General features: G+C 73.7%; 9 protein-coding genes. 2 read left to right on the top strand and 7 right to left on the bottom strand.

Features of this window, described 5'->3' with window-relative positions; genetic code table 11:
• Window positions 1–182: 182 nt before the first annotated feature.
• A complete protein-coding gene (locus ACLQ2W_RS17175) occupies window positions 183–554 on the top strand; it encodes a YciI family protein (RefSeq protein ID WP_425787291.1) in 372 nt (123 codons plus the stop codon).
• Here ACLQ2W_RS17175 and ACLQ2W_RS17170 read toward each other — a convergent pair whose 3' ends face one another.
• The 6 genes from ACLQ2W_RS17170 to ACLQ2W_RS17145 form a co-directional block, all read right to left on the bottom strand.
• Window positions 555–3,017 (bottom strand): ATP-binding protein, encoded by a 2,463-nt coding sequence (locus ACLQ2W_RS17170; protein WP_425787290.1) that lies wholly within the window; start codon window positions 3,015–3,017, stop codon window positions 555–557.
• A gap of 186 nt (window positions 3,018–3,203) precedes the next feature.
• Window positions 3,204–5,069, bottom strand: a complete 1,866-nt coding sequence (locus ACLQ2W_RS17165; protein WP_425787289.1) for a hypothetical protein — start codon at window positions 5,067–5,069, stop codon at window positions 3,204–3,206.
• A gap of 88 nt (window positions 5,070–5,157) precedes the next feature.
• On the bottom strand, window positions 5,158–5,592 hold the full coding sequence (locus ACLQ2W_RS17160) for a hypothetical protein (RefSeq protein ID WP_425787288.1): 435 nt from the start codon (window positions 5,590–5,592) through the stop codon (window positions 5,158–5,160).
• 83 nt (window positions 5,593–5,675) lie between these two features.
• Window positions 5,676–7,628 (bottom strand): GTP-binding protein, encoded by a 1,953-nt coding sequence (locus ACLQ2W_RS17155; protein ID WP_425787287.1) that lies wholly within the window; start codon window positions 7,626–7,628, stop codon window positions 5,676–5,678.
• Between the two features lie 143 nt (window positions 7,629–7,771).
• On the bottom strand, window positions 7,772–8,731 hold the full coding sequence (locus tag ACLQ2W_RS17150; RefSeq protein ID WP_425787286.1) for a glycosyltransferase family 2 protein: 960 nt from the start codon (window positions 8,729–8,731) through the stop codon (window positions 7,772–7,774).
• Between the two features lie 15 nt (window positions 8,732–8,746).
• The gene (locus ACLQ2W_RS17145) at window positions 8,747–10,528 is read right to left on the bottom strand and encodes a hypothetical protein (RefSeq protein ID WP_425787285.1); all 1,782 of its coding nucleotides are present in this window, start codon (window positions 10,526–10,528) and stop codon (window positions 8,747–8,749) included.
• Between the two features lie 298 nt (window positions 10,529–10,826).
• Here ACLQ2W_RS17145 and ACLQ2W_RS17140 point away from each other — a divergent pair, with 298 nt between their 5' ends.
• On the top strand, window positions 10,827–12,065 hold the full coding sequence (locus tag ACLQ2W_RS17140; RefSeq protein WP_425787284.1) for a cellulose-binding domain-containing protein: 1,239 nt from the start codon (window positions 10,827–10,829) through the stop codon (window positions 12,063–12,065).
• 68 nt (window positions 12,066–12,133) lie between these two features.
• Here the strand turns inward: ACLQ2W_RS17140 and rox are convergent, their stop codons facing one another.
• Window positions 12,134–13,645: a rifampin monooxygenase gene (rox, locus tag ACLQ2W_RS17135; RefSeq protein WP_425787283.1), complete on the bottom strand. Its 1,512-nt coding sequence runs from the start codon at window positions 13,643–13,645 to the stop codon at window positions 12,134–12,136.
• Between the last annotated feature and the right edge of the window lie 29 nt (window positions 13,646–13,674).

Genomic DNA, 13,674 nt, shown 5'->3' with positions numbered 1-13,674 from the left:
GCCGTCGGGTCGGCGGTGCCGACACCCACGTTCGGGTGGTGCTGGCACCACGGTCGGTGAGCGGGAAGGGGAGACCTGATGGAGAATCTTCCGGTACGGGCGTCGATATCTGATCGTCCTGTTTGGGTAGAGACAGGTGAGGGGTGACCGGAGAGAGTCGCCCGGGACAAGGGAGTCATGGCATGAAGCGGTACCTGATCTCGTTCGAAGACGGCGCGATGGACCACATCCCCACCGAGGAGATGGCCGACGTGGACAAGGCCTCGCACGCGGTGATGGAGGATGCCGTGAAGGCCGGCGCGTACGTGTTCGGCATCGGCGTCGAACGCCAGCGGGCGAGCGTCGTGGCCGCGGACGGGACGGTCACCGACGGCCCCGACCCGGACGCCCAGAGGTTCCTCGGCGGGTTCGTGATCGTCGACGCGGAGACCCGCGAGGAGGGGCTGGCCTGGGCGGCCCGGATCGCCGACGCCTGCCGGTGCCCGCAGGAGGTGCGGGAACTCCACTACGACCCGGAGACGGAGAAGATGCTCCGCCGCCACCAGGGCGACTGATCACCCCGGCTCGCCCGGCGCCGCCCGGGCCAGCCGCTCGCGGACCCGGTCGACGTCCGAGTGGCCGAGACCTTCGAGGATGACCAGGGCCCGGCGCCAGGTGCGGAGCGCGCCGGCCCGGTCACCGGAGGAGTGCCGGCAGTCGCCGAGCCGGGTCAGGGTGTCCGCCTCGTCGTACCGGTCACCGATGCGCTGGTAGAGCGTCAGCGCCCGGCCGTAGCACCGGACCGCCCGACGGTGGTGGCCGAGCCGGTCGTGGATGAGGCCGAGGCTGTCCCAGGTGTTCGCCTCACCGTGGCGGTCTTCGGTCCGGCGCAGCAGCGCCAGCGCCTGCTCGCAGTGCCCGCGGGCGGCAGCGTACCGGCCGAGGCGGGCGTACGCCCAGCCCATCGCGTTGCGGGCGCTGGCCTGCCCCGCCGGGTGACCGGTGTGCTCGTAGAGCGCCAGCGCCCGCGTCGCCTGGTGCAGTGACTCCTCGTACCGGCCCATCCCGTCCAGCATCGCGCCGAACGCGCGGTGGGTGCGGGCCTGCCCGCTGTGGTCACCCAGCTCCGCGAAGAGCGCCAACGCGTGACGGTAGTGGCCGGCGGCCTCCTCCTTCCGGTCCAGCCGGACCAGGGCGCGGGCGAGGTCGCGGTGGGCGTTGGCCTGGCCGGCGCGCTCGCCCGTCCGCCGCGCGGCGGTCAGGGCGGCTTGCTGGGCGTCGGCCAGGTCCGACCAGCGGCCCTGGCGTTGCAGGAAGTCGACCAGGGTCCGGGCCAGCCGCCAGGCGTGACCGTCGCACCGGGTGCGCCCGGCGTGCGCCACCGCCGCCAGGAGCACCCGGTGCTCGGCGGTGAACCAGGCCAGCGCCGACCCCGGGCCGGTGATCTCCTCGGGCACCACGCCGGGCAGCGCGTCGGCCGGTGCGACCGGATCCCAGCCCGGCTGCAACAGCACCGCGGCGGCGTGCGCGGAGTGCAGGTAGTGGTCGAGCCCCCGACGGATCGCCGCCTGCCGCTGTTCGTCGGGGTCGAGCCGCTCGGTGAGTTCGGCCGCGTACGCACGCAGCAGGTCGTGCATGCCGAACCGGCCGGGGGCGTGCTCGGTGACCAGGTGGGCATGGGCCAGCTCTCCCAGCAGCCGGGGCATCTGGTCCCGGGGCAGGCCGGCCAGGCTGGCGACTGCCGGGATCCCGAACTCGGGGCCCGGATGGCAGCCGACCAGCCGGAACAGCCGCGCCGCCGGCGGGGTCAGGCTCTGGTAAGACCAGGAGAAGACCGCCTGCACGTCGGTGCCGGCGTCGCCGGTGTCGAACGCGTCCAGCAGCCGTGCCGTCTCGCGCAACTCGGCGGCGAGCGTGGCCAGGGGGAAGGTGGGGTGCGCCGCGCCCCGGGCGGCGAGCACTGCCAGCGCCAGCGGCAGCCGCGCGCACCGCTCGACCATCTCGTCCACGACCTGCGGCTCGACCGCCAACCGTTCCGCGCCGAGACGCCGGGCCAGCAACTGCCAGGACTCGCCGGTGCTGAGCAGCCCGACGTCGATCGACCGGGCGCCCTCGGCGGCGATCAGGCCGGCGAGCCGGTTGCGACTGGTGACCACCACCAGGCAGCCGGGGCTGCCCGGCAGCAGGAGCCGGACCTGCTCGACGTCGCGGGCATTGTCCAGCAGCACCAGCATCCGACGGTCGGCGAGCAGGCTGCGGTAGAGGCCGACCTGCGCGGACAGGTGGTGGGGCAGCAGTTCCGGTGGCACCTCCAGTGCCTCCAGGAAGCCGCGTACCGCGTCCGCCGGTGTCACCACCGCCCCGGTGGAGTCGAAGCCCCGCAGGTCCACGTAGAGCTGGCCGTCCGGGAACCGGTCGGCGGCATGGTGTGCCCAGTGCACCGCCAGCGTCGTCTTGCCCACCCCGGCGGTACCGGACAGGACCACGATCGTCGAGGCGGGGTCGCCGGTCGCCGGCCCGCCGCGGTCACCCACGTCGTCCAGTTGCGCCAACTGCGTCTGCCGGCCGACGAAGCCGGGCAGGGCCGGCGGAAGCTGCCGCGGTACGGGCAGCCGTGCCGCCCGGGTACGGACCCGCCCGCCACCGGGCCGGACGGCGGGGGTCCCGTCCGGGCCGGGCTGCCGTCGGGCCTCCTCCACCCGGTCCCGCGCGGTGGCCAGGGCGCCCTGCTCCACCAGGGTGGCCCCGAGCAGTCGGATCAGGGTGTCGAACCGCTCCGTCGGCGGCAGGATGTTTCCCGCGAAGTACTCCCCGATCACGCCTCGCGACCAGCCGGTCTTCGCGGCGAGCTGCCGGTAGGTCAGCGGCGTCTCACCCTGCTGCCGGGCCTCCCGGCGGCGCAGTTGACGCAGCAGGCCGGCCAGCTCCGGCACGGTCCGAGCCGCGTCGGCGGGGCGGACCAACGGGTGCGCGGAGCGGTCGAGCGTGACGCCCGGTGTCGTTCTCCGGGCACCGCGACGCTCCATCTGGTCGGACATCCGGCCTCCCCCCTGGCCCACCCCGGCCACCCCGGGGGTGAGGTTAGGGCCGCGCTCACGGATGGCCATAGACCCACGCTGATGTACGACAGTTCCCCTCCCGAGGAGCGGGATCCGGCCGCCGGTGCGGTGTCCAGTCGGTACCCGGGCCGGTACGCGAACCGCGTACCGGCCCGGATCCGTGGCCTACGCCTTGATCGCGGCGTCCAGTGCCTTGGCCAGCTCGTCGTGCCCGGGCAGGTTGGGGTGCGGGCACCCACCGATCAACTTCTTCTGGATCTTGTCGGAGGTCAGGGCCGGGGCCGGCTGGAAACGGACGATCGGGTCGGCGGGCAGGATGCTCGCCCGGATGGCGTTGTTGACGTCCTTCGTCCAGGTCTGGACCTGTGTCTTCCACGCCGGCTGCGTCACGAGGTCCACCTCGACGTCGGGGATGTTCGGCAGCGCGCCCTTGACCGGGTCGGGCAACTTCGTGTTCTGCACGTACGTCTGGGCGAACGAACCCAGCGCCACCTTCGCCGGCGTGATGTCGTAGTAGCCCATCCAGACGACCTTGTCCGCCCCGGCGCGGACCATCCGGGTCGTGATCGCGTTGGCGTCCGCGGTGATCTTCGCGTAGTTGGCCGGTCCGTCGAAGGCGGGCACCACGAACCGGAGCCGGTCGACCGTCACCTCCTTCTCGTTGCCGGCGTTGACGTTCTCCTGGAGCACCACCTGGCACGCCCCGCCCTTGATGACGTCGTCCCGGCCGATCTGCTTGCCGGTCGTGTCGTACCAGCGCATCACCGCGTTGAGCGGGAGGTTGTTCCGGATGAAGTACTTGACCATCTCGGTCCGCATCAGCTCGGCCATGCCGCACATCGCGATGCCCTGGGCCACCTGGGTCCAGTTGGTGTTGTTGATCCCGCCGGTGGTGACGAAGTACGCCTTGCGCCGGTCCTGTTTGGCCTTGGCCACGGCCGCCTCGGCCAGCGCTATCGGCGGCGACGTGCGCGACCAGAGGTTCTCGCAGGCGTCCCGATAGGTCGCCGGCGCGCCGAGGATGTCACCGGTGCCCATACCGGTGCGCGCGAAGTTGTAGTACTCCACCACGTCCTGGTTGAGCGTGGTCACGTACCGGCCCGCGTAGCTCGACGTCATGTCGTTGCCGGGCAGGCCGCGCTGGTCCGCCTGGGTGTTCTGGTTGACGGCGCACTTCTTGGGTTCGTGGTGGTGCTTCGCCTGGATGTGCGCCGAGGTGACGGAGTCGCCGGTCGCGACCAGCACCGCGGGCGCGGCCGGATTCCGGTTCGGTGGGCAGAGCCGGTCCTTCTCCGCTTCGGTGAGTCGGCTGTCGGTGGGCGCGGTGCCGCCGGTCGCCGCGCACCCGCCGGCGGGCGGTGACGGACTCCCCGAGGGCGGCACGGTGGCGCTGGGTGGGACGGTGCTGCTGGGCGGCGCGGTGCTGGGCGGTGCGCTGCTGCTGGGTGGCACGGTGGCGCTGGGTGGGACCGAGGCGCTGGGCGGCACGGTGGCGCTGGGCGGCACGGTGCTGCTGGATGGCGCGGCGGTGGTCGGTGGCGTGGCGGACGTGGTCGTGCCGGGTGACGACGGCGGGCCGGACGCCGGCACGGTGGGGCTCGGGGTGACCGGGCACGGGCTCGGCGACACCGCCGAGGCGGACGGGTCGACCGATCCGCTCGGACCCGGGCCCGCGCTGCCGGTGGAGGTCGGGATGCTGGTCGGGGCGACGGTCGCGGTCGAGGAAGCCGAGGGCGTCGCCGTCAGGGCGACCGCGGGTGGCGTCGTCGAGGGGGCGCTGGTCGGCCCGCACCGGGCCTGGCGGTCCTCCTCGATGCCGGTCCGCACGTCGGGCGGCAACGGCTCGTCCGGTACGACGCACGGATCGAAGAACCAGTCCACCCCCTCGATGGTGCGGATGCAGGTGCGCTCGTCGACGGCGTCGGCGGGGGTGTGGTCCACGGCCGGCTGGGCCAGGGCGGGCAGCAGCCCGGTGCCCAGGGTGATCACCATGGTGGCGGCCGGCAGCAGGAGCGTGCGGGGTCTGCGCATCGAACCTCCGATCGGTCCCGGGCGCACCGCCCGGGACCCCGCCTCTACCCACTTCCATAGATCGAGATTCCTGGATCTGTTGGTTCGGTCAGCCGCCCGGGCAGCGGGTGTCGCCGCCACTGTGCTCCATGCAGTGTCCCGGCGGGCCGGGCGCGGTCGGGGCCGGCGCCGGGTCGAGGTCCCGGCCGGCGTGCACGGCGATCGGCAGGGCGGGCACGGCGAGCCCGACGGCAAGCACCAGGAAGACGATCGCGGTACGGACCAGTCGCAGGTGGTACGCCACCAGCGCGACGAGAACGGGCCCGGCGACCGCCACCAGGACGAAGGTCAGCAGGGCCAGCGTCGCCCGGCGGCGCAGGTCGGCGACCTCACCCGAGGCGTCGCCGTAGCTGACCGACCACTGCCGCAGGCCGATGCCCATCCACCAGGTGGCCGTCGCGATCAGCCCGCAGACCCAGAGCACGACAAGCAGTCCGACGATCGGTCCGCCCCGGCGGGCGGTGGCGGTGGTGGCAGACGTCATGCGGTCCAGCGTGGCCGAGGTCGATGTGGCGGGCATGAGTCGGCGTACTCAGGAGGTGCGGACGGCGGCGCCTGCCGGGCCGGTCACCGGCGCTGGGCGAGGAAGCGCAGGTATTCCACCCGGTCGAACGGGTTGCCGTCGGTGCGGGGCCGGCCGGGCGGGTCGCCGACCACCGGCCGGTCCCCGCCGGGCGCCGACGACCACAGCCCCTCGCCGCTGGACAGGTCCGGCAACCGCCGCTGTGCCTCCGGTTCCAGCCGGGTCGGCAGGACGCCGCCGATCCGCCAGCCGGCCGCGATCTCGTCGGCGCTGTCGATCCGGGCGCCGAGCCGGCCCAGGTACGCCGTGACCGGGCCGAGCCGGTCGGCCGGCACCTCCGCCTCGAACCGGCGGCACGGCTCGAAGACCCGGGTGCCGGCCTCGGCGAGCGCCCGCATGAGGACGTGGGGCGCGAGGTCCCGGAAGTGCCCGGCGGTGGTGATCGGCGACCAGTAGCCGCTGTGGGTGAGCGTGACCCGGATGTCGGTCACCGGCCAGCCGTGGCGTCCCTGGTCGAGCGCGGCGCGGGTGGCCTCCTCGATGGCCCGGTGGAACGACAGCGGCAGCGAACCGAGCTCGACCGCCAGCCGGTAGTCCACCCCGGACCCGGGCTCGACCCGGAACCCGACCGTGCCGGAGAAGCCGTGCCCGATGATCTCCACGGCGCTGCCGGCGCCGACCGGTCGCTCGACGTGCATCAGCCGGCCCGGCCCGAAGTCCACCTCGATCCCGTACGTCTCGGCCAGTGTCGCGGCCAGCACCTCGCGTTGCACCTCGCCGTAGAGCAGCACGCTCGTGCCGCCGTCCGGGGCCACCCGGGTCCGGATGAACGGGTCGGCGTCCGCGAGGTCCAGCAGTGCGGCGTGCAGCGCCAAGGCCCGGTCCGGGTCGCGGGGACGCACCACCGCCTCCAGCGTCGGCGCCGGGAAGTGCGCGCGTCCGTCGAGGCCGGCCGGGCTGCCGAGCTGGTCGCCGAGGCGTACCCCGGTCAGGCCGGTGACCCGCGCGATGGACCCGGCGGTCAGCGCGGCCGGCTGCGGGCGGTCGGTGGTCGCGCCGACCACGTCGAGCCGGACGATCCGGGCGCGCGTCGCGGTGATCCGACCGTCCGGCTCCCGGCGGTACGCGGTGACCGGCTGCCGGGCGCGCAGCCGTCCGCCGTACGACCGCAGGTACGCCACCCGCTCGCCGGTCGGGTCGCGTTCCAGGGCGAAGACGCGGGCCCGTGGCTCGGGCTCGGCCGGCGGCGATGCCGGGAGCAGGGTCGCGACGGCGTCCAGCAGTTCCGGCACGCCGACCCCGGACAGCGCCGAACCGAACAGCAGCGGGTGGACCTGCCCGGCCGCGGTCTGCGCGCGGAGCGCCAGGTCGATCCGGTGCGGGTCCGGCGGCAGGTCGTCGACCAGGGCGGCCAGCAACTCGTCGTCGTGTTCGGCGAGGACCTCGGCGAGCCGGTGGGCGGCGCTGGCGTCGTACCGTGGCTGGTCGGTCCGGAACGTGGCCCCGGGGGTGCCGGGCGCGCGGACCGTGCCCAGCGGGGCGACGGCCGGAGTGAGCAGTCGGCGCACGTCCGCGACCAGCTCGTCGACGCGGGCGCCCACCCGGTCGATCTTGTTGACGAAGATCAGGGTGGGCAGCCGCAGCGACCGGAGGATCCGCATGAGCCGCCGGCTGTGCGGCTGGACGCCCTCGACCGCGGACAGCACCAGGACGGCCGCGTCGAGCACCCCGAGCGCGCGTTCGACCTCGGCCACGAAGTCGCTGTGCCCGGGCGTGTCGAGCAGGTTGACCTGGCGGTCGCGGACGTCGAACGCGGCGACGGCGCTGCGGATGGTGATGCCCCGCCGACGCTCGATCTCGCCGCTGTCGGTGCGGGTGGTGCCCGCGTCGACGCTGCCGAGCCGTTCGATGGCGCCGGTGGCGTGCAGCAGGCGTTCGGTCAGGCTGGTCTTACCGGCGTCGACGTGGGCGACGATGCCGAGGTTGACGGTCTGCATGGGTCGACGGGTCCTCGAAAGCTCGCGTCCGGATGGGCGGGAAGGTTTCGAGTCCTCGCATCGTCGTGCTCCCGTCGGTCGGTTCGGTCCGTCTCCGCGTCAGGCTGGCAGAGCCGGCGCGGCCGGTCCACCGAATTGCGCGGTCACCTCCCGGGACGCTCGTCCGGGCCGGCCGGGCGCTCGGTCTCCTGCACCAGGTAGTGCGGTCGGCGTTTGGTCTCGTAGTAGATCCGGCCGATGTACTCCCCGATCACCCCGAGAAGCATCATCTGGATGCCGCCGAGCCCGATCACGCTGACGATGATGGTGGTGTAGCCGGGGACGTCGATGCCCTTCTCGACGGCGTCCGCGACCACCCAGGCCATGTACGCGACCGCGATCAGGGTGAGGAACAGGCCGCCGTAGATCGCGAGTCGCAGCGGCCGGTTGTTGAACGACAGCAGGCCGTCGAACGCGTAGTTGAAGAGCTTGCCGAACGTCCACCGGCTCCGCCCCGCCTGCCGGATCTCGTTGCGGTGGGTCACCACCGCGGTCCGGAAGCCGATCCAGGAGAACAGGCCCTTGGAGAACCGGTTGTACTCCGGCATGGTCAGGATCGCGTTCACCGCGAGCCGGGACAGCAGCCGGAAGTCGCCGGCGCCGTCCAGCAGGCGGACGTCGATCCACCAGTTGATGGCCCGGTAGAACGACCGGGACGCGAGCGTCCGGACGAAGCGGTCACCACGCCGGTCCCGGCGGGCGATCACCTGGTCGAAGCCCTGCCGGTAGAGCGTCAGCATCTCGGGCAGCAGCCGCGGCGGGTGTTGCAGGTCGGCGTCCATGATCACGACCGCGTCGCCGGTGGTCCGCCGCAGCCCGGCGAGCATCGCCGCCTCCTTGCCGAAGTTGCGGCTCAGCGACGTGTAGCGGACGTCGGTGTCGGCGGCGGCGAGCCGGCGCAGCGCCGCGAGGGTGCCGTCGGTGCTGCCGTCGTCGACGTACACCACCTCGACGTCCACGTCGGGCAGTTCGGCCAGCGCGGCGCGCACGGTCCCGTGCAGCCGCTCCACCGACGCCTCCTCGTTGAAGCAGGGCACCACCACGGACAGCCGCACCCGCGTCACCTCGGCCCGCCCCGGTCAGAGGTGGAAGACGAGCGTGCCATCGAGATCCTCCCGGGTGATGCCGAGCCCGTCGACGGGCCGGGCCTCGATGCCCTCCCAGGGCGTGCCGGCGGCGCGGCTGGGGACGGCCACCACCGACCGCACGCCGATCCCGCGCAGGTACGCCACGCTGCCCGGGTCGGGGAAGGACGCGATCGCCGCCTTGGTCTGCGCCTGGCTGACCGGCTCGAAGCCGGCCAGCCCGTTCGTCACCCGGGGGAAGCCGTCGGTCGTCCACAGCATGTACGTCAGGTCGCCCACGCCGCCGGCCGGCAGCACCAGGATCGGATCCCGGGCCGCCCGCATCGCCGCCGGTGGTCGGGGCACCTCCGGGTGGGGCGTGGTGTTGACGCCCTCCGTGACGACCAGGGCGAGCGGCGCCAGCAGGACCAGCGGCATGAGGAACCGTGACCAGCGGCGACCGGTGGACCGTCCCGGCGACTCGGCCAACGCGGTCACCAGCCCGGCGGCCAGCAGCGCCAGCAGCAGGCTGGTCCAGTGCATCATCCGGCCGGGCGTGCGCAACGCGTCCCAGCCCGGCAGGTGCGTGGACAACGTCAGGTAGCCGGGATCGCCGTCCCCGCCGAGCGTGGCGCCCAGCCCCAGCAGCACCGTGCCGAGCACCCCCACCCCCAGCGCCACCCGGCGCCGCAGCGGGTACGCCGAGACCACCAGCCCCGCCGCGGCCAGCCCGATCAGCGTCATGCCCGGCAGTAGCGCCATCTCCGGCGGCCAGGAGAGCTGCTCGCGGGCGGCGGCGTGCCGCTCGCCCCACAGCCACGAGTCCCCGGGCGCGGTGAGGAACCCCATCAGCGGCGGGGAGAACATCTTCGTCCAGTCCAGCGTGCGTTGGGCCTGCGGGTTGAGGTCGACGACGCGCAGGAAGACCAGGCCGAGCAGGAGCGTCACCGCGCCGAACACGGCGCCACCGGCCAGGTCCGCCAGCAGCAGCCGGCGGCCGAACGGCGGGCGTTCCCGTCGGCGCCACCAGGACCAGCCGTAGCAGCCGGCCGCCACCAGCACGGCGGCCAGCAGGAAGTACACAAGCGGCAGCCCGATGCCGAAGCCGAGGCTGACCTGCCAGGCGGCGACGAGCCATCCGGCGAGCGCCCAGCCGGGCCGCCGCCGCTCCGGCCGGTAGCCGTGGCGCAGCGACCACCCGTGGCCCCGGGCCAGCATCGCCAGGGACAGCGCGATGCCGCCGCTGGACAGGATGTTCAGGTGCCCGGAGTGCGCCAGCCGCCACGGCGCGAACGCCCAGGCGACCCCGGCGACCGCCCCGCCCCACCGGTTCGCGCCGAGCTGCCGGGCCAGCGCGTACGCCCCGAAGCAGGCCAGCGCGTGCAGCAGCACGTAGAGCACGTTGTACCGGATCACGGCCGCCTCGAAGCCGGTGCCGAGCATCCCGACCGGGGCGTAGCCGAGCAGGGTGTCGCTGTAGGCGTAGGTGTACCGCTCGGGATAGAACGTGTTCGAGTGCCAGAGGTCGAGCGGGTTGGTCAACAGCGCGTGCCCCGCCCAGGCCACCTGCCAGGCCTGCAACGTGGGATCGCCGAGGTCGCCGGGGATGGTGCTCGCCGGGTGCCGCAGCGTCGGCCAGGTGAGCGCCACCGACACCAGCAGGCTGGCCAGCGCCGCGAGGACCCATTCGGTTCGGGAGCGACGCCACCACGGCCTGCCCGGGGACGGGTCGGCGGAGGGCTGTTCGGGGGGTGCGCTCTCGGTGCGGTCCCGAGCGTCGGTGGATGGGGCTTCCATGGGATAGATGGTCTGCGATGCGCTGGCCGTTGTCGATCAGCTGTCCGGAGGGTGGACCGCCAACGCTTGATTGAATAGGGATCTGTCAATAGATTGGGGATGGGCGTCGCCGAGGTCCTCCGACCGGGCCGTCGGCGGCTGACAGCTCCACCCCGAGCCGGGCACGTCGGCCGTACGCGCCGACCGGTCGCCGTGGCGCACCGCCGCGCCACATCCAGGGCACGTTGCCGCGCCGCGTCCGTCCGGGACGCGCGTCGCCGCGTCGCCTCCGCCCCGCTCGATGGCAGAAGGACCCTCCATGACGATTCTCCGCGCCCGCCCCGCCCCGATCCTGGCGGCCGTCGCCGCGCTGGCCGCCACCCTGGCCGCGACCGGCACGGCCCTGCTCGCCGGCCCGGCCGCCGCCGCCCAGGGGTGCCGGGTCGACTACACGCCCAACCAGTGGTCCGGCGGGTTCACCGCCAACGTCAAGGTCTCCCCCGGGGACACCGCCGTCTCCGGCTGGACGGTCACCTGGACGTACCCCGGCGACCAGCGCGTCACGAACGGCTGGAACGCCACGGTCACCCAGTCCGGATCGACGGTGACCGCCCGCAACGTGTCGTACAACGGCAGCATCCCGGCCGGCGGCGCCACCGAGTTCGGCGTGCAGGGCACGTTCTCGGCCGGCGGCGGCGCGCCGACCGGGTTCACCCTGAACGGTGTGCCGTGCAACGGCGCCGGGCCGACCGGCGTGCCCACCACGATGGTGCCGACCACCGCGCCGCCCACCTCGACGCCGCCCACCAGCACACCGCCGACGTCGACGCCGCCGACGACGGCCCCGCCGACCACCGCGCCGCCGCCGGCCGGCTGCGCCGGGGCGGCGCTCTGTGACGGCTTCGAGAACCAGACCGGCTCGACGCCGTCCGGCGACTGGACCGTGGTGAACCCGGACTGCTCAGGCGCCGGCACGGCCACCGTCGACACCAGCACCACGCACAGCGGCAGCCGGGCGGTCCGGATCAACGGCGCCGCCGGCTACTGCAACCACGTGTTCATCCGGTCCACGAAGAACCTCGGCAGCCTGGGCAGCCTCCGGTACGGCCGGATCTGGGTGCGGCACACCACCGCCCAGCCCACCGACCACACCACGATGATGGCCATGACCGACGCCGCCGACGGCAACAAGGACCTGCGGATGGGCGGCCAGAACGGCGCGATGCAGTGGAACCGCGCCTCGGACGACGCCACGCTGCCCGAGCAGAGCCCGGCCGGGGTGGCGCAGAGCCTGCCGCTGCCCACCAACCGGTGGGCCTGCCTGGAGTTCATGGTGGACGGCTCCGCCGGTCAGCTCCGTACCTGGCTGGACGGCGTCGCCGTGCCCGGGCTGACCGCGGACGGCGTACCGACGCACGACATCGACGGCCAGTGGTACAACCGCACCTGGCGGCCCCAGCTCACCGACCTGAAGCTGGGCTGGGAGAGCTACGGCGGCGGGTCCGACACGCTCTGGTACGACGACGTCGCGGTCTCCTCCAGCCGGATCGGCTGCTGACCCGTCGGGAATCGCTGGAGGCGTCCGGGGTGTGGTCCGACCGCGCGACCACACCCCGGACCACCCCGTCACCCGCGTCGAAGCCCTGCCGGGCCGGACGGCTGACGGGCGGGCGCGTCCCGGCCGACGCCGACGCGGCTGCCGCCGAACCACCGGGCCAGCGCCGCGTCGAGCGTCCGCTGGTCGTCGCCGACCCACGCCACGTGCCCGTCCGGCCGGAGCAGGAGCGCCGGCACGTCCAGGTCGGCGTCGGGGTCGGTGAGGTGGCCGACCCGGTCGGCCCAGCCGGCCGCGGACAGCCGCCCCGTCCGGTCGAGCAGCAGGCCCTGGCCGGTGCGCATCACCTCGAACAGGCGACCGGACCGGAGCCGGACGTCGCGCAGCCGCCGCCCGAGCAGTTCGTGGCCCGGGCCGAGGTCGTACCGGACGCTGATCGCGGTGATCTTCTCGATCAGGAGCCGGTTGACGGCGTCGATGTCCATCAACCGCGCCAGCAACCGCCGGACCGCCTGCGGCCCGGGTTCGGTGCTCGTCAGGTGCATCTGCGCGCGGGTGTTGTCCAGCACGGCGGCGGCCACCGGATGCCGTTCGGCGTGGTAGGTGTCCAGCAGGTCGTCGGGCGCCCGGCCGGTGACCACGGAGGCCAGCTTCCAGCCCAGGTTGAACGCGTCCTGGAGGCCGAGGTTGAGCCCCTGTCCACCCATCGGCGGGTGGACGTGGGCGGCGTCCCCGGCCAGGAACACCCGCCCGACGCGGTAGCGGTCGGCCTGGCGGGTGGCGTCACCGAAGCGCGACAGCCACCGGGGGGAGTGCACGCCGAAGTCGGTGCCGGCGTACCGGTGGAGCTGGCTGCGGAACTCCTCGATCGTCGGCGGCGTCGCCCGGTCCTCGGCCACGCCCGCCGCCGGCACCACCACCCGGAACACGCCCGGCCGGCCGGACGGGCCCAGCCCGAACCGCTTCTCCGTCCGGCGTACCTCGGTCATCACCTCGACGATGTGCTCCGGGGACGCGGTCACCTCCATCTCGCCCAGCAACGTGTCGACCGTCGACGGCTCACCGGGGAAGCCGACCCCGAGCAGCTTCCGGACCGTGCTGCGCCCACCGTCGCAGCCGACGACGAAGCGCGCCCGCAGCGGCGTCGCGGTCGCGCCGTCGAGGCCGACGGTCACCCCGTCGTCGTCCTGGTCCAGCGCGACCACGGCGTCGCCGCGCCGGATCTCGGCGCCGACCTCGGCCGCGTGCTCGGCGAGCAGCCGGTCGGTGAGCGGCTGCGGAATGCCGAGCACATATCCGTGCGCGGTGTCCAACCCGGCAGGCGCCGGTTTCTCGATTCCCGCGAAGAATCCCCGGATCTCACCGGGACGGATCGGATACGTCCTGCCGTGGTCGAGGAAACGCTCCAGCAGTCCCCGTTGGTCCAGGATCTCGATGCTGCGGACGTGCAGCCCGAGCGACCGCACGTACGGCGGCGGCTCGGCCTCCTTCTCCAGCACGAGCACGTCGACGCCGTACAGGCGCAGCTCACTCGCCAGCATCATCCCGGTCGGGCCGCCGCCGACGACGATCACATCGAACATGTCATTCCCCCATGGTGGGCCGATTTCTG

Origin of the sequence: Micromonospora sp. DT227 (genome assembly GCF_049841835.1) — a bacterium.
GTDB lineage: Bacteria > Actinomycetota > Actinomycetes > Mycobacteriales > Micromonosporaceae > Micromonospora.
The sequence above is the reverse complement of the archived record's forward strand: the minus strand, read 5'-3'. Positions and strand labels throughout refer to the sequence as shown.

Bases quoted from the DNA above. Each gene is read 5' to 3' on its own strand.
- ACLQ2W_RS17165 (WP_425787289.1), bottom strand. From the start codon at position 5,069: ATGCGCAGACCCCGCACGCTCCTGCTGCCGGCCGCCACCATGGTGATC.
- ACLQ2W_RS17175 (WP_425787291.1), top strand. From the start codon at position 183: ATGAAGCGGTACCTGATCTCGTTCGAAGACGGCGCGATGGACCACATC.
- ACLQ2W_RS17160 (WP_425787288.1), bottom strand. From the start codon at position 5,592: ATGACGTCTGCCACCACCGCCACCGCCCGCCGGGGCGGACCGATCGTC.
- rox (WP_425787283.1), bottom strand. From the start codon at position 13,645: ATGTTCGATGTGATCGTCGTCGGCGGCGGCCCGACCGGGATGATGCTG.
- ACLQ2W_RS17140 (WP_425787284.1), top strand. From the start codon at position 10,827: ATGACGATTCTCCGCGCCCGCCCCGCCCCGATCCTGGCGGCCGTCGCC.
- ACLQ2W_RS17145 (WP_425787285.1), bottom strand. From the start codon at position 10,528: ATGGAAGCCCCATCCACCGACGCTCGGGACCGCACCGAGAGCGCACCC.
- ACLQ2W_RS17170 (WP_425787290.1), bottom strand. From the start codon at position 3,017: ATGTCCGACCAGATGGAGCGTCGCGGTGCCCGGAGAACGACACCGGGC.
- ACLQ2W_RS17155 (WP_425787287.1), bottom strand. From the start codon at position 7,628: ATGCAGACCGTCAACCTCGGCATCGTCGCCCACGTCGACGCCGGTAAG.